Raw genomic sequence first — 19,902 nt, 5'->3', positions numbered from 1 at the left:
ATGCAATACGCGCACGACGCCCGCACCTTCGTTTATTCGCATTACGTGTATCGCGGGCTGCGCTCCGCGACCGGGGTGATCGGCGCCACGCTGATCGCCTTGCAGTTCGCGGACCTGCCCACCGCCATGGTGGTGTCGATGGGCGCGCTGTGCACCAGCCTCATGGATCTGCCCAGCCCGTTCAACCACAAGTTCAACGAGATGCTGGCCAGCGTGCTGCTATGCACGGCGGTGACATTGGTGGTGGCCATGGCCACGCCGTTCCCGCGCGTGATGCCGCTGGTGCTGGTGCTGGTGACCTTCATGGCCGGCATGATGACGGTGTATGGCAACAAGACCTTGCCATTGCAGTTCTCGGCCTTGTTCGTCATGACGCTCACCATCAACGAGGACTTCGTGGTGCGGCGCGCGCTCGAGCATTCCTTGCTGTTCGGCATCGGCGCGGTGGCCTATATGGCGTACGCGATGGCGGTGAGCTGGGCCACGCAGCGGCGCACCAAGCAGCAGGTGCTGGCCGAGTCGCTGTACGAGATGGCCGGGTACCTCGAGATCAAGGCGGGTTTCTACGACGCAGGCAACGACTACGAGGTGCTGTTCAACCAGCTGGTGCGCCAGCAGATCGTGGTGGCGGAGCGCCAGCAGGCCGCGCGCGACCTGGTGCTGCGCGGCAACCGCACTACGCATGACGGGCTGCTGGTGCAGGTCCACATGCGCATGCTGGACCTGTACGAGTACATCCTCTCCACCAATACCGATTACCCGCTGCTGCGCCAGACCTTTGGCAGCACGCCGGTACTCGATCACTTGCGCCGCCTGGTGCAGTTGATGTGCAAGGATGTGGAGGGGATCGCCTACGACATCACCCGCGGCCGGCCCTCCTACGCTTCCGTGGATTACCGGGAAGAGCTGCGCGCCGTCGCGCACGAGATCGCGCAATTGCGCTACCACCACATCAACCCGGCGGCGATGACGGCGGCGGCAGAAACGCTCGACATGATCAAGGGCGCCATCGTGCTGGTGGAGCAGTTGCACGAGGCATCGCGCACGCCGGTGGAGCCTAGCAAGGTGCTGCCCGGGCCGGACATGACACCGTTCCTGACGCGCCAGCGCTACGAGCTCAAGGTGCTGCGCGACAACCTGAACTGGAAGTCGCCGGCGTTCCGCTTTGCGCTGCGTATCACCATGGCGGTGGGCGCGGGGCTGTGGATTGCGGAGCACCTGCCGTATGTGTCGCACAGCTACTGGATCCTGCTGACCATCATCGTCATCCTGAAGCCCAATTTCAGCATGACCAAGCAGCGCTACAACGACCGCCTGATCGGCACGCTGATCGGCTGCGTGATTGCGGTGGGCGTGCTCAAGGTCGTGCACCAGCCGCTGATCCTGCTGGGCGTGCTGTTCCTGGCGCTGGTGGCCAGCACGGCGTTCTCCACGATCAAGTACCGCTACACGGCTGTTGCCGCCTGCGTGCAGGTGCTGATCCAGATCAACCTGCTGGTGCCGGGCAGTTCCACGGTCGCGGGCGAGCGGCTGATCGATACCGTGATCGGCGGCGTGATCGCCACGGTGTTCAGCTTTGTGCTGCCCAGCTGGGAATACCGCGCGCTGCCCGCGCTGGTGGAGAACGTGCTGCAGGCCAACCGCCGCTACATTGCCGCCACGCGCGACCTGCTGCTGCGCGTGGCCAAGGACGATTTTGCCTACCGGGTGCAGCGCAAGCAGTTCATGGACAGCCTGTCCGCGCTGATCGGGTCGTTCCAGCGCATGCTCGACGAGCCTAAAAGCCGGCATCGCGCGGTGGACAACCTGAACCGCTTCATCGTGCAGAACTACCTGGTGGCGGCGCACGTGGCCGCGGCGCGCATCCAGGTGCGCGAGCACTACGGCGAGCTGGACCTGCCGGCCGCCGAAGCCGCCATCCGCCAGGCCACCGATGCCGCAGCCAACAGCCTGCAGCTGGCCAGCGAACGGCTGGCCGAGGACGATCGTGCCGGCGGGCGGGGCGCGGGTTTCATCCGCACGGTGAAGGACCCGGCGAAGGCGAAGGCGCCGGTGAAAACCACGGAGACGGCAGGGCTCGCGAACGATCGCGTTGGGGCCAACGTGGCGGTCGCCGTTGGTGTTGCCGATGGTGCTGTCGATGGTGCTGCCGATGGTGCCGGTGGTGCTGATGTGGCGGCGGTGTCCGATGCCCGGGCTGTGCGCGCCGCCGATGCGGCCATCGCCACGGAAGCGCTCACCGCGCCGCCCGCGGCTGAAGACGCCAGCGAGCGTCGCGCCCGCCTGGCTGATTCGGCCGACCGCCGCCGCGCCGATGTGCTGGTGCAGGCCGCGGCCTCGGGCGAGTTGAGCCGGGCTGCCAGCGAAGCCGGCAACTTCGCCAGCACGGCGAGCTCCACCGGGCGCACCGCCAATGCCATCCTGGAGCGCCGCCTGCGCGCGCTGCGCGAGGACACCGCCAAGATCGCCCTGCGCACCGGCGCGATCGGCAGGGCCATGCGCGAGCGCTAGGAACCGAAGAGGCCGTTTCCGAAAGATGCTGGCGCGCCTGGCCGGAACCGCTTCGCTTCATGCTGAATCGGCCGCCAAGACACCAAGAAATCCGGGCCGCGCCAATCAGGTCTGCGTGCCCGTGCCTGGCGCCGGCTGCTCCTCGCGGGGCAGCGTCAGCATGCCGCTGTTGTAGCTGTATTCGTACACCTCGCCATAGCGGCCCCATTCGATTGCCAGCGTCAGCACGCGTTCGGCCTCGTCCGGCTTGAGGAAGGCTTCGAGCTCGCGCAGCACGTGTTCCTCGCGGATCTCGCCGTCCTCGGACTGCTCCAGCTCGCGGCGGATTTGCGCGGCCAGTGCCACGTGTTGCAATAATTGCTTGCCGAATAGCACCTTGCGCTCGGGCGGTTCCGTCTCGTAGTACGCGCGGCCCAGGCCGGTGGCGCTGATGTCGCCGCGCTCGATGGTGGCCAGTTGCAGCAGGTGCAGCGCTTCGCAGGCCGGGAGCAGGTCATCGTCGGTGAGCCCGGCTTCCTCGGCCAGGTGCGGCAGGTCGGCCCGGCCGAAAAAGGGTGCTTCGCACAGCAGGTCGAGAATGGCCTCCATCTGGCTGATGTCGGCATCCGGCAAGCGGTAGCCGATATCGCGCGCAGCCGCCAGCGCGGTGACGCGCGGGCCCATCGCCGCGGGCGACGTCATCAGTGTGTAGACCTCGTCGATCAGCCCGCGTACCTGGGAAGAGTCGCGATTGCGCGGGCGCGGAAACGGGATCTTCACCTCGGCGCGGATACGGCCCGGGTCGCTCGACAGGATCACGATGCGGTCGGCCATCATCACCGCCTCTTCGATATTGTGCGAGACGATCAGGATGCACTTGATATTGGTGCGGCCGTCTTCCCACAGGTCGAGCATTTCGTCGCGCAGGGTCTCGCCGGTCAGCACGTCGAGCGCGGAGAAGGCCTCGTCCATCAGCAGCAGGTCGGGCTCGGTCACCAGCGCACGGGCAATGCCCACGCGCTGGCGCATGCCGCCGGAGAGCTCGCGCGGCAGCGCGCTGTTGAAGCCCGACAAGCCGATCATGTCGATCGCGGCCTCGGCCCGGCGCGCGCGTTCTTCCTTGTGCACGCCCTGGGCTTCCAGCCCGAGCTCCACGTTTTGCTGCACGGTGAGCCAGGGAAACAGCGCGAACGACTGGAACACCATGGCGATGCCTTCGGCGGTGCCGCGCAGCGGCTGGCCGCGAAAGCACACCTCGCCGCGATCGGCGCCGACCAGCCCGGCCATGATGCGCAGCAGGGTGGACTTGCCAGAGCCGGACTTGCCCAGCATGGCGACGATCTCGCCGCGCTTGAGGGTCAGGTCCACGCCTTCGAGCACGGCGCGGTCCGAGCGGTCCGCGGTGCGGAAGATTTTCGAGACGCCGCGCAGCTCTACTACGGATTCGGTTGCGTCTGCGGTGGGGCTTGCCATGATGGAGTTCCGTTCAGATTCAGGGCTTCAAATGGGTGGCGTATTGGGTGCGCATGGCCGCAAGGGACGGCGTATGGCGGCTCAAAGACGCGTGCGTTCCTGCGCCAGCAGGTAGAGGCGGTTCCACAGCAGGCGGTTGAAGCCCACCACGAAGATCGCCATCACGCCGATGCCCAGCGCGATGCGGGGGAAGTCGCCCTTGGAGGTCATCTCCGCGATATAGCTGCCAAGACCCGTGGCGACCAGCGTGCGGTCGCCCCAGGTGACGTACTCGGACACGATACTCGCATTCCACGAGCCGCCGGCCGCGGTCACCAGGCCGGTCAGCAGGCTGGGAAACACCGCCGGGACCAGAAAGCGCTTCCACAGCAGCCAGCCGCGCAGGCCAAAGTTGCGCGCGGCCAGCTTGAGTTCGGTGGGGATGCCGGACGCGCCGGCAATCACATTGAACAGGATGTACCACTGCGTGCCGAAAATCATCAGCGGGCTGAGCCAGATCTCCGGGTTCAGCCCGAAGCGCACGATCAGCATCACCACCAGCGGGAACATCAGGTTGGCCGGGAAGGCAGCCAGGAACTGCGCCACCGGCTGGGCGATACGCGCCACGCTGGGGTTCAGGCCGATGCGGATACCAATCGGTACCCAGATCACCGCGGCCAGCGCGATCAGCACGATCACCCGCACCATGGTCAGCGTGCCCAGCCACAGCACATGGCCAACCTCCGCCCAACCCACCTCGGTGCGCACGAAGTGCATCACGCGATACAGCGCCAGCATGGCAATCAGGATGATGATGACGTTGCCGGCACGCTCGATCCATATGGCGCGCCGGCCATCGTTGGCCTTCGGTGCCACCGCCTTGCGCCCGGATCCCCAGGCCAGCGTGCGCTCGGCCAACGCCGCCGTGCGGCCCAGCAGCACGCGTACCCATTCCGAGCGGCGCAGCAGGTTGAGCAGCCACGATTGCGGCTCGGTCTCCTGCGCCATGGTCTCGAAGCGGAAGCGGTCGGCCCAGGCAATCAACGGCCGGAACAGCAACTGGTCATAGAGGATGATGCCGATCAGCATGGCCAGGATGGCCCAGCCGATCGCCGCCAGGTTCTGCTGCTGGATCGCCAGCGAGATGTAGGAGCCGATACCCGGCAGCCGGATGTCGTTGCCAGACACCGAGATGGCTTCCGACGCCACCACGAAGAACCAGCCGCCGGACATCGACATCATCATGTTCCACAGCAGGCCCGGCATGGCGAAAGGCACTTCGAGGCGCCAGAACTTCTGCCACGGCGAGAGCCGGAACATGGCTGCCGCTTCCACCAGGTCGCTCGGGATGGTGCGGATCGACTGGTACAGGCTGAACGCCATGTTCCAGGCCTGCGAGGTGAAGATGGCGAAGATGGCAGCGCATTCCACCCCGACCAGGCTCCCGGGGAACAGCGCGATGAAGCCAGTCACGGTGATCGACAGGAAGCCCAGCACCGGGATCGACTGCAGGATGTCCAGCGCCGGCACCATCACTTTCTCGGCGGTACGGTTCTTGGAGGCGAGCGCCGCGAAGGCAAAGGAGAACAGCAGCGAGGCGCCCAGCGCAATCATCATGCGGATGCTGGTGCGCATGAGGTAGTAGGGCAGGTAGGCGATGTCCAGGTGCACATCCAGCGGCTCGCCGGGCTGGTAGGGCACGTTCATCTGACGGGCGGCAAAGGCCACCAGCACGATCACCGCCAGGATGATGGGCAGCAGCGCCAGGTCGAAGCGGTTCGGCGGCGCGGTCAGCAGCTGGCTGGCGTAGCCACGGGAAGTGACCGAGCTGGCCTGGTCGTGTTCGGCTTGCTGCATTATCTTGGCAGTGGAAACGTTGGCTGCGGTTGCCGTATGGGCCGGATGTGGCCGGGCGCTCCGGGGGCCTGGATGGATCGGATCGGTGGTGCCAGCCAGGGCGTGGACGTCTTGCGCTGCGCTGGCTCAGGTTGTGAACAGGCTCTTCGGGTTGTCGACAGGGCGCGCTTTGCGCGTCGTTGTGCTGCGGACGTTACCTGTGTTGGCCTGCCCTTACTGGTAACGCTTTGCATGGCGGTCTAGTTTACCTGTTATGCGTGTCGTAACCGTTTCAACGGATGTTTCAGCGCTCGCGCGCGGCAAGGGGAAGCCAGATGGAAACATGGCACATCGTGGTCAAGGGGAGGGTGCAGGGCGTGGGCTACCGCGTGGCCTGCGCGGGGCAGGCCGGGGCGCTCGGCATCAACGGCTGGGTGCGTAACCGGCACGATGGCTCGGTCGAGGTCATGGCCTATGGGCCGCCGGATCGGCTGGAGGCCCTTTGCAACTGGATGCGGCGCGGGCCGCCGGACGCGCAGGTCAACGCGCTAGTGGCGTTGCCCGGCGCAGGTGAGTTTGAGGATTTCGACTGCCTGCCGACCGCTTGAGACTTGCCCGGCGGGCGGGCGGCTGCCCGCCGGCTCAGGTGGCGCGCCAGTCCACCGACGCGGCGCCGTGCTGTTGCAGCCAATCGTTGGCCAGCCGGAAGTGCCCGCAGCCCAGGAACCCCCGGTGTGCCGACAGCGGTGACGGATGCGGCGCTTCCAGCACGCAGTGCGTGCCGGCCAGCAAGGGCTTCTTGGCTTGCGCGTGGCTGCCCCACAGCAGGAAGACCAGGTGGGGGCGTGCGGCGGACAAGGCCTGGATCAGGCAGTCGGTCACCGCTTCCCAGCCGCGCTTGGCGTGGCTGGCGGCCTGGCCTTGCTCCACCGTCAGCACGGTGTTGAGCAGCAGCACGCCCTGGCGCGCCCAGCCTTCGAGATTGCCGGAGGCTGGCACGGCGCCGCCTTCATACTCCGCGGCGATTTCCTTGAAGATGTTGCGCAGGCTGGGCGGCACGCGCACGCCGTCCGGCACCGAGAAGGCCAGGCCATGCGCCTGCGGAATCTCGCTGCCGTTGACCACGCCGGTACCGTGATACGGGTCCTGACCAAGGATGACCACCTTGACGGTCTCAGGCGGCGTCAGGTGCAAGGCGTGGAACACGTCATGCGGAAAGACCGGCTTGCCGCTGGCGCGCTCGCCGTCGACGAAGGCGGCCAGCTCCTGCCAGCCTGCGGTGTTCATGCAGGGGGCCAGCAATGCGCGCCAGGCCGCTGGCAGCGCCGCGGCTTGCTCCGACAGGCTGGCGGCGGCAGGGGCAGGCACGGTGGCGTTTTCTATTTCGGCTGCGGCAGCGGCCGGGGCTGTGAACAGGTCGGCCTGTGCGCTGTTGTGCTTGGTCATGCGGGAGGAGTACCTGGTTTTTTTGGAGGGGCGAGAGGGCGCAGGCGCGCCAGCTCAGGCGCGGCCGGCACCGGCGGCGAGCCGATAGCCGCGCGCGGCCTTGCTCTGGTCGGACGGCTTGAGGGGCGCAACGTGCTGCAGGCGCAGCGCCAGCGCACGCAGTGCGGCTTCCGCCTGTGTTTGCGTGGGATGGCCGGCGGCGCCAGGCAGCCACTCGAGTTCCAGTTCCTGGATCGCCTCGCGTGCGGAGCTTCCCGGCGCTGAAATCGTCCCGACGTCGAGCGCGGCCTCGATGCGCACCCCGTCTTGTTCTACCAGCCAGGTGCGCCGGGAGAAATCGGTGCGGAACACCGGCGCCAGGGTGGCGGCCAGTGGCGCCAGCAGGGCACGGGCCTCGGGCGGGAAGGCGTCCAGCTCGATGGCTTCTGCCGCCACCTTGGTTTCCCATTCGTGGCGGGCGGCCAGCCCGGCTTCGCTCTTGCCGGCGGTTTTCAGCGTCTGCAGCCATTGCTCGCCGCGGCGGCGCAGCCGCAGGGCGGCACGGGCGCTGGCGAGGTCGCGCGCGGGCGTGTCAAGGTAGACGTTGAGCAGCGTATGCTCGCCGCGCGCCTGTCCTTGTGCATCCAGCCAGGCCGCCAGCGCCGGCATGGCACCATCTGGCACCGCCAGCTTGAGTTCGATTTCCTGGGCCATTGTGATTTTATGTTTCCGTTCAGGCGAACAGGCGGGCCAGCTCGACACCCGGGTCGGGCGCGCGCATGAAGGCCTCGCCCACCAGGAAGGCGTGCACATTGGCGTCACGCATGCGGAGCACGTCGTCAGGGCCGATGATGCCGGATTCGGTCACCACCAGGCGGTCCTCGGGAATGCGCGGCAGCAGGTCCAGCGTGTTGTCGAGCGACACCTCGAAGGTCCGCAGGTTGCGGTTGTTCACACCCAGCAGCGGCGTTTTCAGGCGCAGCGCGGCGTCGAGCTCTTCGCCGCCGTGCACTTCCACCAGCACGTCCATGCCCAGCTCATGCGCGCAGGCTTCCAGTTCGGCCATCAGGCCCGGGTCCAGCGCGGACACGATCAGCAGGATGGCGTCAGCGCCCCAGCAGCGCGCTTCATAGACCTGGTACAGGTCGATCATGAAGTCCTTGCGCAAGGCCGGCAACGGGCAGGCGCCGCGGGCGCGCTTGAGGAATTCGGCGTGGCCCTGGAAGAAGTTCACGTCCGTCAGGACGGAAAGGCAGGCCGCGCCATGCGTGGCGTAGCTCTCGGCAATGGCCTCCGGCACGAAGTTCGCGCGCAGCACGCCCTTGGAGGGCGAGGCCTTCTTCACCTCGGCGATCACCCCGGCGTTGCCGGCGGCGATCTTCTCGCGCAGCGCGCGTTCGAAGCCACGCGGCGCCAGGCCCGGCTCGGCGCGCAGGCTCTCGGCCTCGGCACGCAGGCTGGGCAGGTCGCGCTTCTTGCGCGCCGCGTTCACTTCATCGGCCTTCACGGCCAGGATTTTCTGCAGGATATCGGACATACGGTAATTCTCTCGCGGGGCTGGATGGCTCTGGCTTACTTGAACTGCTGCGTGGCGCGCACGAACTGGTCGAGCTTCTCGCGCGCCGCGCCGCTGGCGATGGCCTCGCGCGCGCGCTGGATACCGTCCTCGATCGAGCTGGCCACATTGGCCGCGTACAGCGCCGTGCCGGCGTTGAGCGTGACGATTTCGCGCGGGGTGCCGGGCACATCGGTGAGCGCTTCCAGCAGCATTTCCTTGGACTCGGTGGCATCGGCCACCTTCAAGCCGCGGTTAGAGATCATCTGCAGGCCGAAATCCTCGGGGTGGACTTCGTACTCGCGCACTTCGCCGTCCTTGAGTTCGCCCACCAGCGTGGCGGCGCCCAGCGAGACCTCATCCATGCCGTCCTTGCCGTAGACCACCAGCGCATGGCGCGCGCCCAGGCGCTGCATCACGCGTACCTGGATGCCGACCAGGTCGGGGTGGAACACGCCCATCAGGATATTGGGCGCGTCGGCCGGGTTGGTCAGCGGGCCCAGGATATTGAAGATGGTGCGCACGCCCATTTCCTTGCGGATCGGGGCGACGTTCTTCATGGCCGGGTGATGGGTAGGGGCGAACATGAAGCCGATGCCGGTCTGCTCGATGCAGTGCCCGACCTGCTCCGGTGTCAGCATGATGTTCACGCCCAGCGCCTCCAGCACGTCGGCGCTACCCGACTTGGAGCTCACGCCACGGTTGCCGTGCTTGGCAATACGCGCGCCGGCAGCGGACGCCACGAACATCGACGCGGTGGAAATGTTGAAAGTGTGCGAGCCGTCGCCACCGGTGCCGACGATGTCGACGAAGTTCTCGCGGTCCTTGACGGGCACCTTGTTGGCGAACTCGCGCATCACCTGCGCCGCCGCCGAGATCTCGCCGATGGTCTCCTTCTTGACCCGCAGGCCGGTCAGGATGGCCGCGGCCATCACCGGCGACATCTGGCCCTGCATGATCTGCCGCATCAGGTGCAGCATCTCGTCATGGAAGATCTCGCGGTGTTCGATGCAGCGGGTGAGGGCTTCCTGGGGCGTGATGGACATGGCGGTCTCGGTCTTTGCGTTGGTGTGGGCCGCGCCAGGGACGGGCGCGTCAGGCGTATCGAGCAGTCTCATCGGGGCGCCTTGACGAAGTTGGCCAGCAGGGCATGGCCATGCTCGGACAGGATGGACTCGGGGTGGAACTGTACCCCCTCGATGGCGAGCGTCTTGTGGCGCACGCCCATGATTTCGCCATCCGGTGTCCAGGCCGTCACTTCCAGGCAATCCGGCAAGGTCTCGCGCTCGATCGCCAGGGAATGATAGCGCGTCACGTCGAAGTGCTTGGGCAGGCCGGCGAACACGCCTTCCTGCGTGGTCTCGATGCGGCTGACCTTGCCGTGCATGACCTGTTTGGCGCGGATCACCTTGCCGCCGAAGGCTTCGCCGATGGCCTGGTGGCCCAGGCACACGCCCAGCATCGGGATGCGGCCGGCAAAGTGCTGCAGCACTGCCACGGAAATGCCGGCTTCACGCGGGCTGCACGGGCCGGGCGAGACGCAGATATGGTCGGGCTTGAGCGCCTCGATCTCTTCCAGCGTGATTTCGTCGTTGCGATAGGTGCGCACGTCGGCGCCGAGTTCGCCGAAATATTGCACGATGTTGTAGGTAAACGAATCGTAGTTGTCGATCATCAGCAGCATGGCGGTTCCCCTGTTCCCTTTACCTTAGATATCCGAGTCCAGGCCGTCCTGGACCTGCTCGGCGGCGCGGATCACGGCACGCGCCTTGGCTTCGGTTTCCCTCCATTCGGCTTCGGGGTCCGAGTCCGCAACGATGCCGGCGGCGGCCTGCACATAGAGATTGCCGTCCTTGACGATGCCGGTACGGATCGCAATGGCCAGGTCCATCTCGCCGCCGAAGGACAGGTAGCCCACCGCGCCGCCGTAGATGCCGCGCTTGCGCGGCTCCAGCTCGTCGATGATCTCCATCGCGTGCACCTTGGGCGCGCCCGACAGCGTGCCGGCCGGGAAGGTGGCGCGCAGCACGTCGAGGTTGCTCATGCCGGGCTTGAGCGTGCCTTCCACCGAGCTGACGATGTGCTGCACGTGGGAGTATTTCTCGATCACCATCTGGTCGGTGACCTTGACCGAGCCGATCTCGGCGATGCGGCCGATGTCGTTGCGCGCCAGGTCGATCAGCATCACGTGCTCGGCGATTTCCTTGGGGTCGTTGAGCAGCTCGGTGGCCAGTTGCGCGTCCTTCTCCGGCGTGTTGCCGCGCGGACGGGTACCGGCCAGCGGGCGGATGGTGACAATGTGATCCTCGCGCTGGTCGCCGTTGTTGCCCACGCGGCGGGTTTCCTGGCGCACCAGGATCTCGGGCGAGGCGCCCACGATCTGGAAGTCGCCGAAGTTGTAGAAGTACATGTAAGGCGACGGGTTCAGCGAGCGCAGCGCGCGGTACAGCGTCAGCGGGGAGTCGCGGTACGGCTTGACCAGGCGCTGGCCGATCTGCACCTGCATCATGTCGCCAGCCATGATGTATTCCTTGGCCTTGTGCACGGCGGCGAGGTAGTCGGCCTTGTCGAATTCGCGGTAGACGTCGGTTTGCACCGAGGGGCTGGTGATGGGCACGTCCACCGGCTGGCGCAGCTTCATGCGCAGCTCGCGCAGGCGCTGGCGGGCGCGGGCGTAAGCTTCCGGCGTGGTCGGGTCAGCGTAGACGATCAGGTAGAGCTTGCCGGACAGGTTGTCGATCACGGCCAGTTCTTCGCACAGCAGCAGCTGGATGTCGGGCAGGTTCAGGTCGTCCGGCTTTTGCGTGTTGGCGAGCTTCTTCTCGATATAACGCACCGCGTCGTAGCCGAAGTAGCCGGCCAGGCCGCCGCAAAAGCGCGGCAGGCCGGGGCGCAGCGCCACCTTGAAGCGCTTCTCGAAGTCGGCGATGAAGTCGAGCGGGTTGCCTTCGTGGGTTTCCACCACGCGGCCATCCGTGACCACTTCGGTGCGCATGCCCGAGGCGCGCAGCAGCGTACGGGCGTGCAGGCCGATGAACGAGTAGCGTCCAAAGCGCTCGCCGCCCACCACGGATTCCAGCAAGAAGGTGTTGACCCCGCGCGTTTGCGATTGCGCCAGCTTCAGGTACAACGACAGCGGCGTTTCCAGGTCGGCGAAGGCTTCGGCGATCAGGGGGATACGGTTGTAGCCCTGCTCGGCCAGCGATTTGAATTCCAGTTCGGTCATGTCGATCCTCTTGTGCAGCGGCGCCTGTCATTGCAGTATGGCGCACGTCGCGATGTCGGCAACTTGGGGCTGGAAGGTCGTCAGACCCGCCCCGGAGAGACCATGGCGCGGACGAGTGTCCACGCACGGCCGGGGTGGGCGTGCAGCGCGTTCGGATGACACCGGCACAAGGGCTGGATGTCGGGCGGCTGGAAAATCAGAGAAGGTCCGGCAACCTGCCGGTCTGGCCAGCCCCATCCTGGTGCAAATGCATCGCGGGGATGCGGGAAAGGGGCGGTCAGGAGACTCGCGAACGCACTTTACGCCTGTTGGGAGGCGCGCCAGCGACGCCAGGGCCAGGCCTGCCGATCACTGCCAGAAGAGATGCGTTTGCGGTTCAGAAACATGAAATCGTGTTCAGCGATTTATGGTTTGGATGTTGGGTGGTGCTTTGGCTTCGGCGGCCTTGCGGCCGCCGGGGTCATGCCCGGTGTGCCGCCAACAGCTCGGCAACGCGAACAATGGAATCGACTATACCATCGGCGTCAACGCCTTGTACAGGATTGCCGTGGTTGTAGCCGTAGGGCACAAGCAGCACTCCCATGCCCGCCGCGCGCGCCGCCTGCGCATCGTTTTCCGAGTCGCCGATCGCGGCCATTGCGGCCGGCTCCAGGCGGAATGCCTCGGCGACCTTGAGGAGAGGCAGGGGATCCGGCTTGCGCAGGGCGAAGGCGTCACCGCCGTAGACCAGCTCGAAGAACCGGCCCAGGCCGGTCTTGGCCAGCAGCGGCTCGGTGAAGTTGTGTGGCTTGTTGGTCACGCAGGCCATCCGAAGGCCAGCTGCCTTCAGGGCCGCCAGGCCTTCGGCGACGCCGGGGTAGACCTGCGAGAACTGACCGTTGATGCGCAGGTATTCCCGGTCGTACAGCGCCAGCGCATCGGCAAACATGCCGTTGGCGTGGGCTGGCGAGAAGCGCGCATCCAGCACGCGCCGGATCAGGTTCTCCGAGCCCTTGCCGACGAAGCTGACGATCTCTTCCTTGCTCATCGGCGCGGCGTTGCCAAGCTGCGGATGCAGGTGGACCAGCGCCTTCAGCATGGCATTGACCGCCGCGTGGAAGTCGCCGGCGGTGTCCACCATGGTGCCGTCCAGGTCCACGATGACGCCGCGGATGCCGCGCCAGTCGGTGCGCTTCATCTGCACCGAGCTCATTGGCCTGCCTTGCCGACCTTGGCCAGCTCGCTGCGCATGGCCGACAGCACGCCCTTGTAGCCGCCGTCGGCGTCCGGCTTGCTGAACACGGCGGAACCGGCGACAAAGGTGTCGGCTCCCGCCGCGGCGATCTCGGCGATGTTGTCGATCTTCACGCCGCCGTCCACTTCCAGCAGGATGCGGCGTCCGGTGCGCTCGGCGTACGCGTCGATGCGCTTGCGGGCTGCGCGCAGCTTGTTGAGCGTCTCGGGAATGAAGGACTGGCCGCCGAAGCCGGGGTTGACCGACATCAGCAGGATCACGTCGATGCGGTCCATCACGTGGTCCAGGTGGTGCAGCGGCGTGGCCGGGTTGAACACCAGGCCGGCCTGGCAGCCGTGTTCGCGGATCAGCGCCAGGGAGCGGTCGATATGCTCGCTGGCTTCCGGGTGGAAGGTGATGATATTGGCGCCTGCCTTGGCGAAATCCGGAATGATGCGGTCCACCGGGCGCACCATCAGGTGCACGTCGATCGGGGCGCTCACGTGGGGGCGGATCGCCTCGCACACCAGCGGGCCCACGGTCAGGTTCGGCACGTAATGGTTGTCCATCACGTCGAAATGGATCCAGTCGGCGCCGTCCGCGGTCACGCGCCGCACTTCCTCGCCCAGGCGGGCAAAGTCGGCGGACAGGATGGACGGGGCGATGCGGTAGGTGGGCGTGCTCATGGCGGGGCTCGAAAGGAGGGTGCTTCAAGGGGGAAGCCGGTATTTTACCCTCCCCGCGCGGGGCGCCGCTGCCACCGGACAGGCAGCTTGCGGCGGCTTAGCTTGCCGCCCCCGGAGCCATGCCGCACAATGCGGCTACCCTGATCCCGCCTCTTATGTGTCGACAATGAGCGAATACGCGTTTTCCGTGGCCGTACGTACCCAGTACCTGGCCGACCAGTCCGACCCTGAGCGCGGGCGCCATGCCTTCGCCTACACCATCACGATCCACAATACCGGCGAGGTGGCTGCGCAGCTGATCTCCCGGCACTGGGTCATCACCGATAGCGACAACGGCACCCAGGAAGTGGCTGGCCTTGGCGTGGTCGGGCACCAGCCCCTGCTCAAGCCGGGCGAGCATTTCGAGTACACCAGCTGGGCCACCATCTCGACCCCGGTGGGCTCGATGAAGGGAGAGTATTTCTGCGTGGCCGAGGATGGCCATCGCTTCGAGGTGCCGATCCCCGAGTTTGCGCTGGTCCTGCCGCGCATGTTGCACTGAGACGTTGTACTGAACGCGGCGGAACCTATTGGCCCGAAGCGCTGTCCTGATCCTGTTGGGTACGCGCCGTGCCTTGTCCCGCATTTCCTCCATGGCCCGCACGCGACGGATGATCGTCCGGCGCGCGGCTGGGGCGCGGGTTCTTCTTGGCCGTGCCCATGGTCCAGACCACGATGAAGATCAGCAGGAAGAGCGCCAGTCCGGCCTCGAGGGCGAAGAGCAGCATGGGATGGGCTTCAAAGAACTTGCTCATGACAGGGCTACGTGGAGGCGACGGTGGGCATTGTAGGCCATCGGCAGATGCGTCCGGCCGCGATACGCTGAGTTTTCACCCAATCAAGATGGCATACCTGCATTCCCTGCATTCCCTTTTCCGACTTCCTTTTTCGTGTCCCCGCATCTCGTCGGGACAGGCAGATACCGCTGCCCGCAGCCGCCGGCTCGGCTGGCTCGGGCTTGCGGCCGCCGCCACGCTGCTGGCCGGCTGCATGAGCGGCCCGCCGCCGCGCATCGAAGGCCCGGGCACCCGGCCCGTGGCGCCGCCGACCGGTTCCACCCAGAAGGGCGTGCTGCAAGCCGCCAGCTGGGGCGAGATCGGCGGCTGGAGCCAGGACGACATGCGCGCCGCCTGGCCGGCGCTGCAGGCCAGTTGCCAGGCCCTGAAGAAGCGCGCCGAGTGGAACCGCGTCTGCGCGCTCGGCCTGATGGTCGACGCCGGCGACCTGGGCGCGATGCGCGCCTACTTCGAGTCCAACTTCCAGCCCTTTCGCGTGGTCAACGGCGATGGCACCGATAGCGGGCTGATCACCGGCTACTACGAGCCGATCCTGCACGGCGCACGCACGCGCCAGGGACAGTACCAGGTCCCGCTGTATCGCAAGCCGCCCCAATGGGGCAACCGGGCGCTGCCGGCGCGCGGCGAACTGCTGCAGAACCCGGCCCTGCGCGGCCAGGAACTGGTCTGGGTGGATGATCCCGTGGAAGCCGCGTTCCTGCAGATCCAGGGCTCTGGCCGGATCCGCCTGCAGGACGGCAGCGTCATGCGGGTGGGCTTCGGCGGCACCAACGACCAGCCGTTCCGTTCCTTTGGCAAGTGGCTGCTCGACCGCGGCGAGATCACGCCGGCGCAGGCCACCATGCAAGGCATCAAGGCCTGGGCGCGGGCCAACCCGGGGCGCGTGGATGAAATGCTCAACGTGAACCCGCGCTTCGTGTTCTTCCGCGAGCTGCCGCCTAATAACGATGGCCCGGTCGGCGCGCTGGGCGTGCCGCTGACAGCCGAGCGCTCCATCGCGGTCGATCCCGCCACCATCCCGCTGGGCGTGCCGGTCTTCCTCTCGACCACGCGGCCGCTGTCGTCCGAGCCGATCCAGCGCCTGATGTTTGCGCAGGATACGGGCTCCGCCATCAAGGGCGGGGTGCGGGCTGACTTCTTCTGGGGGGCTGGCGATGCAGCTGGCGAGACCGCCGGACGGATGAAGCAGGGCGGGCGCATGTGGGTGCTGATGCCGCGTAGCTAGGGCATGAAAGCAAGGGCCGGCCATTTCTTGGCCGGCCCTTGCTGCTACCTCTCTACTTCAAAGCTTCAGCGCGGGCGCTGGTCGACGATGCGCCGCGCCTTGCCCACCGAACGCTCCACGCCGCCGCTAGGCAGGATCTCGATGCCAACGGTCACGCCGATAAAGGCCTTGATGTCGTAGGTCAGCTGGGCACTGGCCTGATGCGTGGCCGCCGGGTCTACGCCATGTGCGCATTCCACACGCACGGTCAGCACATCGAGATGGCCATCCTTGGTCAGCACGCACTGGTAATGCGGCGCCAGTTCGGCGTGCTTGAGGATCAACTCCTCGATCTGCGAGGGGAACACGTTGACGCCCCGGATGATCATCATGTCGTCGGTGCGGCCGGTCACCTTCTCCATGCGGCGGAAGGCGCCGCGGGCGCTGCCGGGCAGCAGCCGGGTGAGATCCCGGGTCCGGTAACGGACGATCGGCAGGGCCTCCTTGGACAGCGACGTAAAGACCAGCTCGCCGAATTCGCCGTCGGGCAGCACCTCGCCGGTGACGGGATCGATCACCTCCGGGTAGAAATGATCCTCCCAGATGGTCGGGCCATCCTTGGTCTCCGCGCACTCGCTGGCCACGCCCGGCCCCATGACCTCCGACAGCCCGTAGATATCCACCGCCGAGATGCCCATGCGCTTCTCGATGGCCAGGCGCATCTCGGGCGTCCACGGTTCCGCGCCGAAGATGCCGACCTTGAGGGAACTGGAGGTCGGGTCGATGCCCTGGCGCTCGAACTCGTCGGCGATGGCCAGCATGTAGCTGGGCGTGACCATGATCACTTCCGGCTTGAAGTCCTGGATCAGCTGCACTTGCCGCTCCGTCTGGCCGCCACCGAACGGGATCGCGGTGAGCCCTGCCTTTTCCACGCCATAGTGCGCGCCCAGTCCGCCTGTAAAGAGCCCGTAGCCGTAGCTGATATGCACCTTGTCGCCGCGCCGCGCGCCGGCCGCGCGGATCGAGCGCGCCACCACCGTGGCCCAGGTGTCGATGTCCTTCAAGGTGTAGCCCACCACCGTGGGCTTGCCGGTTGTGCCCGACGAGGCATGGATGCGTGCCACGCGGTCCTGCGGCACGGCGAACATCCCGAATGGGTAGCTATCGCGCAAGTCCTGCTTGGTGGTGAACGGGAAGCGGGTGAGGTCGGCCAGCGTGCGGATCTGGTTCGGGTGAACGCCGGCGGCATCGAACTTGCGACGGTAGACCGGCGAGTTCTGATAGGCGTGGTTGAGCGACCATTGCAGGCGTTCCAGTTGCAACGCCTGCAATGCGTCGCGGCTGGCGGTCTCGATCGGCTCGAGCGGCAGATCTGTCAGGCGCGTCATGGTGTCTCCTGCGCGGGGCTTATGTTTGCTTGTATTTGTATGTGTCCGGGCCAGGCATCACTGCGCCGCGTCCGGCGGGGTGACCACATGCCCTTTGATCTGCGCGGACTTGCCGCGGAACATCGCCACCGGCTCGCCGGCGCGGTTGGTCACCCGGATATCGTAGATGCCATGCCGGCCCGACAGGACCTGCTCCGTGGCTTCTGCCGTCAGCACGTCGCCGCCTTGCACGGGTTTGAGGAACTCGATGCTGCAGCCTGCCGCCACCGTATTGATATTGTGGCTGTTGCAGGCGAAGGCAAAGGCCGAGTCGGCCAGCGTGAACATCAGGCCGCCGTGGCAGATGCCGTGGCCGTTGAGGAACTCCCGGCGCACCGGCATGGACAAGCGCGCGTAGCCGGGCCGCACGGCCTCGACGATGATGCCCAGCCAGCGGCTGCAGGTGTCGGCTTCGTACATGCTGGCGGCGGCGCTTTCCGCGAGGGCCTGGGGATTGTGGGTCAAGCTGGTCTCCTGTTCGGGCTGTTGGCTGCGCCGCGCTGCGGTATTGGCGATCCTATCGCCCGGTGAAGCGCGGTGCGCGTTTTTCCAGGAAGGCGTTCACGCCCTCGGCATAGTCGTGCGACGCGCCCAGCTCACGCTGCAGGTCGCGTTCCAGGTCGAGCTGGGCATCGAGCCCCTGGCTCGCGCCGACGTACATGGCTTGCTTGATGGCGGCCAGGGCGCGCGTCGGCTGGGCCGCCAGGTGCGTGGCCAGCGCCAGCGCCTGCTCGGGCAACAGCGGATCGTCCATTGCCTCCCAGATCAGCCCCCACTTCTCGGCCTCGTCGGCGCTGAGCTTGTCGCCCGTCATGGCCAAGCCCATGGCGCGGGCCATGCCGATGCGCTTGGGCAGCAGCCAAGTGCCGCCAGAATCCGGCACCAGCCCGATCTTGACGAAGGCCTGGATAAAGCTGGCCGAGCGCGCCGCCAGCACCATGTCGCAAGCCAGCGCCAGGTTGGCTCCCGCGCCGGCCGCCGTGCCGTTGACGGCGGCAATCACCGGCAGCGGCAGCTTTTGCAGGCGCCGGACCAGCCGGTTGAACCACACATCGATCAACTCACCCAGGTCGGTCATGGCGCCGGGCGTGAAATCCAGGTCGGCCAGGTCCTGCCCCGCGCAGAAGCCGCGCCCGGCACCGGTCAGCAGCAGGGCGCGGGCGCCGCCGGCCTCCACATGGTCGAGTGCCTGCTGCAGCACGGCGTGCATTTCGCGGGTAAAGCTATTGAGCTTGTCGGGGCGGTTCAGCGTGATGACCGCAACCTGGCCATGCCAGGCGAGCAGTATCGGGCCGGAAGTCAGGCTGGCTTGCGGGGGCGTATCTGGCATCTTTCGTCTCCTGCCATGTCAGTGGAGGCTATGTCCGGTGGCACGCGGTCACTCCTATATATAAGGGGATCCGGATCGCCGCTTAAATTAACCGACCAGTCGGTCGGCAAATGGTAGCACTAATTTCCACACGCGAGTATCGTCTCGCAGGGTAACGAATCGATCCACTTTCCGCTTTCCGACTTCCCATTCCAAGAGGAGAACACATGCCGTACGAGAACATTCTGGTCGAAACGCGCGGGCGCGTTGGCCTGGTGACGCTGAATCGCCCCAAGGCCCTGAACGCGCTCAACGATGCGCTGATGGATGAGCTGGGCGCGGCGCTGCTCGCGTTCGACGCCGATGAAGCCATCGGCAGCATCGTGATCACCGGCAGCGACCGCGCTTTTGCCGCAGGCGCCGATATCGGCATGATGGCTAAGTACTCCTATATGGATGTGTACAAGGGCGACTACATTACGCGCAACTGGGAAACGATTCGCCGCATCCGCAAGCCGGTGATCGCGGCCGTGGCGGGCTACGCGCTCGGCGGCGGCTGCGAACTGGCGATGATGTGCGACATCATCATTGCCGCCGATACCGCCCGCTTCGGCCAGCCCGAAGTCAAGCTGGGCACGATGCCCGGCGCCGGCGGCACCCAACGCCTGCCGCGCGCGGTCTCCAAGGCCAAAGCCATGGACCTGTGCCTGACTTCGCGCATGATGGATGCGGCGGAAGCTGAACGCGCCGGCCTCGTGTCGCGCGTGGTTGCCGCCGACAAGCTGCTCGACGATGCGCTGGCCGCCGCCGAGACCATTGCCGGCTTCTCGCTGCCGGTGGTGATGATGATCAAGGAGTCGATCAACGCGGCTTACGAGACCAGCCTTTCCGAGGGCGTGCACCTGGAGCGCCGTTTGTTCCATTCCACCTTTGCGACGGAAGACCAGAAGGAAGGGATGGCGGCTTTTGTGGAGAAGAGGGCGCCCGATTTCAAGCATCGCTAAAACTTGATAGGTGAATACCCGAGTAACTTCATCGGGTATTCACCTTCCGGTACGGGTTAAGCGGGCTGTATTTTCTTTATAGATCAATGGGTTATTCCCGCGCCTTCGGCATGCATCGCATACTCATGTGACAAAACGATTGCCAAGGTCCGGGGAGGCGCATATGATTCGCCCCCTCGCAACACGAAACACCGCTGCAAAGCAGACGGGACAAGGGTTGCGGGGTTGGCAGGGGTGGT

General features: G+C 66.3%; 19 protein-coding genes. 5 read left to right on the top strand and 14 right to left on the bottom strand.

Annotated elements, in window-relative coordinates; all coding sequences use genetic code 11:
* Entirely contained in the window at positions 1-2,511 is a 2,511-nt protein-coding gene (locus tag AC07XB_RS33050; protein WP_492831583.1) for an FUSC family protein, read from the top strand.
* 105 nt (positions 2,512-2,616) lie between these two features.
* Here AC07XB_RS33050 and AC07XB_RS33045 read toward each other — a convergent pair whose 3' ends face one another.
* Both AC07XB_RS33045 and AC07XB_RS33040 read right to left on the bottom strand, forming a co-directional pair.
* Positions 2,617-3,963 (bottom strand): ABC transporter ATP-binding protein, encoded by a 1,347-nt coding sequence (locus tag AC07XB_RS33045; protein WP_492811665.1) that lies wholly within the window; start codon positions 3,961-3,963, stop codon positions 2,617-2,619.
* 81 nt (positions 3,964-4,044) lie between these two features.
* The gene (locus tag AC07XB_RS33040) at positions 4,045-5,799 is read right to left on the bottom strand and encodes an ABC transporter permease (protein ID WP_492811667.1); all 1,755 of its coding nucleotides are present in this window, start codon (positions 5,797-5,799) and stop codon (positions 4,045-4,047) included.
* A gap of 314 nt (positions 5,800-6,113) precedes the next feature.
* Between AC07XB_RS33040 and AC07XB_RS33035 the strand changes: the two genes are divergently transcribed.
* On the top strand, positions 6,114-6,386 hold the full coding sequence (locus tag AC07XB_RS33035; protein WP_174428369.1) for an acylphosphatase: 273 nt from the start codon (positions 6,114-6,116) through the stop codon (positions 6,384-6,386).
* 34 nt (positions 6,387-6,420) lie between these two features.
* On the opposite strand, the gene AC07XB_RS33030 is transcribed toward AC07XB_RS33035, so the two are convergent.
* The 8 genes from AC07XB_RS33030 to rpe all read right to left on the bottom strand — a co-directional run bounded on the left by AC07XB_RS33030 (position 6,421) and on the right by rpe (position 13,883).
* Positions 6,421-7,224, bottom strand: coding sequence for a uracil-DNA glycosylase (locus AC07XB_RS33030; RefSeq protein ID WP_492831584.1), 804 nt, complete (start codon positions 7,222-7,224; stop codon positions 6,421-6,423).
* Positions 7,225-7,278: 54 nt separating this feature from the next.
* Positions 7,279-7,917, bottom strand: a complete 639-nt coding sequence (locus AC07XB_RS33025) for a CYTH domain-containing protein (protein WP_492831585.1) — start codon at positions 7,915-7,917, stop codon at positions 7,279-7,281.
* A gap of 19 nt (positions 7,918-7,936) precedes the next feature.
* Positions 7,937-8,740 (bottom strand): indole-3-glycerol phosphate synthase TrpC, encoded by an 804-nt coding sequence (trpC, locus tag AC07XB_RS33020; RefSeq protein WP_492831586.1) that lies wholly within the window; start codon positions 8,738-8,740, stop codon positions 7,937-7,939.
* Between the two features lie 35 nt (positions 8,741-8,775).
* Entirely contained in the window at positions 8,776-9,804 is a 1,029-nt protein-coding gene (gene trpD, locus AC07XB_RS33015) for an anthranilate phosphoribosyltransferase (RefSeq protein ID WP_006162588.1), read from the bottom strand.
* Between the two features lie 68 nt (positions 9,805-9,872).
* A complete protein-coding gene (locus tag AC07XB_RS33010; protein WP_006162587.1) occupies positions 9,873-10,442 on the bottom strand; it encodes an aminodeoxychorismate/anthranilate synthase component II in 570 nt (189 codons plus the stop codon).
* Positions 10,443-10,466: 24 nt separating this feature from the next.
* Positions 10,467-11,984, bottom strand: a complete 1,518-nt coding sequence (trpE, locus tag AC07XB_RS33005; protein WP_492811674.1) for an anthranilate synthase component I — start codon at positions 11,982-11,984, stop codon at positions 10,467-10,469.
* A gap of 460 nt (positions 11,985-12,444) precedes the next feature.
* Positions 12,445-13,176 (bottom strand): phosphoglycolate phosphatase, encoded by a 732-nt coding sequence (gene gph / locus AC07XB_RS33000; RefSeq protein ID WP_492831587.1) that lies wholly within the window; start codon positions 13,174-13,176, stop codon positions 12,445-12,447.
* Positions 13,173-13,883: a ribulose-phosphate 3-epimerase gene (gene rpe / locus AC07XB_RS32995; protein WP_492375959.1), complete on the bottom strand. Its 711-nt coding sequence runs from the start codon at positions 13,881-13,883 to the stop codon at positions 13,173-13,175. Before rpe ends, gph begins: the two co-directional genes overlap by 4 nt.
* Positions 13,884-14,049: 166 nt before the next feature.
* Here rpe and apaG point away from each other — a divergent pair, with 166 nt between their 5' ends.
* On the top strand, positions 14,050-14,424 hold the full coding sequence (apaG, locus tag AC07XB_RS32990; protein ID WP_006162582.1) for a Co2+/Mg2+ efflux facilitator ApaG/CorD: 375 nt from the start codon (positions 14,050-14,052) through the stop codon (positions 14,422-14,424).
* 25 nt (positions 14,425-14,449) lie between these two features.
* Here the strand turns inward: apaG and AC07XB_RS32985 are convergent, their stop codons facing one another.
* Positions 14,450-14,677 carry a hypothetical protein gene (locus tag AC07XB_RS32985; RefSeq protein ID WP_043349921.1) on the bottom strand — a complete coding sequence of 76 codons (228 nt, stop codon included), beginning with the start codon at positions 14,675-14,677 and terminating at the stop codon, positions 14,450-14,452.
* Between the two features lie 88 nt (positions 14,678-14,765).
* Here AC07XB_RS32985 and mltA point away from each other — a divergent pair, with 88 nt between their 5' ends.
* Positions 14,766-15,944 carry a murein transglycosylase A gene (mltA, locus tag AC07XB_RS32980; protein WP_492831588.1) on the top strand — a complete coding sequence of 393 codons (1,179 nt, stop codon included), beginning with the start codon at positions 14,766-14,768 and terminating at the stop codon, positions 15,942-15,944.
* A gap of 65 nt (positions 15,945-16,009) precedes the next feature.
* Here the strand turns inward: mltA and paaK are convergent, their stop codons facing one another.
* The 3 genes from paaK to paaG are packed head-to-tail and all read right to left on the bottom strand — an operon-like array spanning position 16,010 to position 18,680.
* Positions 16,010-17,311, bottom strand: coding sequence for a phenylacetate--CoA ligase PaaK (gene paaK / locus AC07XB_RS32975; protein ID WP_492831589.1), 1,302 nt, complete (start codon positions 17,309-17,311; stop codon positions 16,010-16,012).
* A 57-nt stretch (positions 17,312-17,368) separates the two neighbouring features.
* Positions 17,369-17,815, bottom strand: coding sequence for a hydroxyphenylacetyl-CoA thioesterase PaaI (gene paaI / locus AC07XB_RS32970; protein WP_416049769.1), 447 nt, complete (start codon positions 17,813-17,815; stop codon positions 17,369-17,371).
* A 52-nt stretch (positions 17,816-17,867) separates the two neighbouring features.
* The gene (gene paaG, locus AC07XB_RS32965) at positions 17,868-18,680 is read right to left on the bottom strand and encodes a 2-(1,2-epoxy-1,2-dihydrophenyl)acetyl-CoA isomerase PaaG (protein ID WP_477134854.1); all 813 of its coding nucleotides are present in this window, start codon (positions 18,678-18,680) and stop codon (positions 17,868-17,870) included.
* Positions 18,681-18,886: 206 nt separating this feature from the next.
* On the opposite strand from paaG, the gene AC07XB_RS32960 reads away from it, so the two are divergent.
* Positions 18,887-19,663 (top strand): enoyl-CoA hydratase, encoded by a 777-nt coding sequence (locus AC07XB_RS32960; RefSeq protein ID WP_492831590.1) that lies wholly within the window; start codon positions 18,887-18,889, stop codon positions 19,661-19,663.
* Positions 19,664-19,902 lie beyond the last annotated feature (239 nt).

It is taken from the genome of Cupriavidus sp. GW821-FHT02F09 (assembly GCF_059421605.1).
Note: the sequence above shows the minus strand (reverse complement) of the source record. Positions and strands in the feature narration are given on the sequence as shown.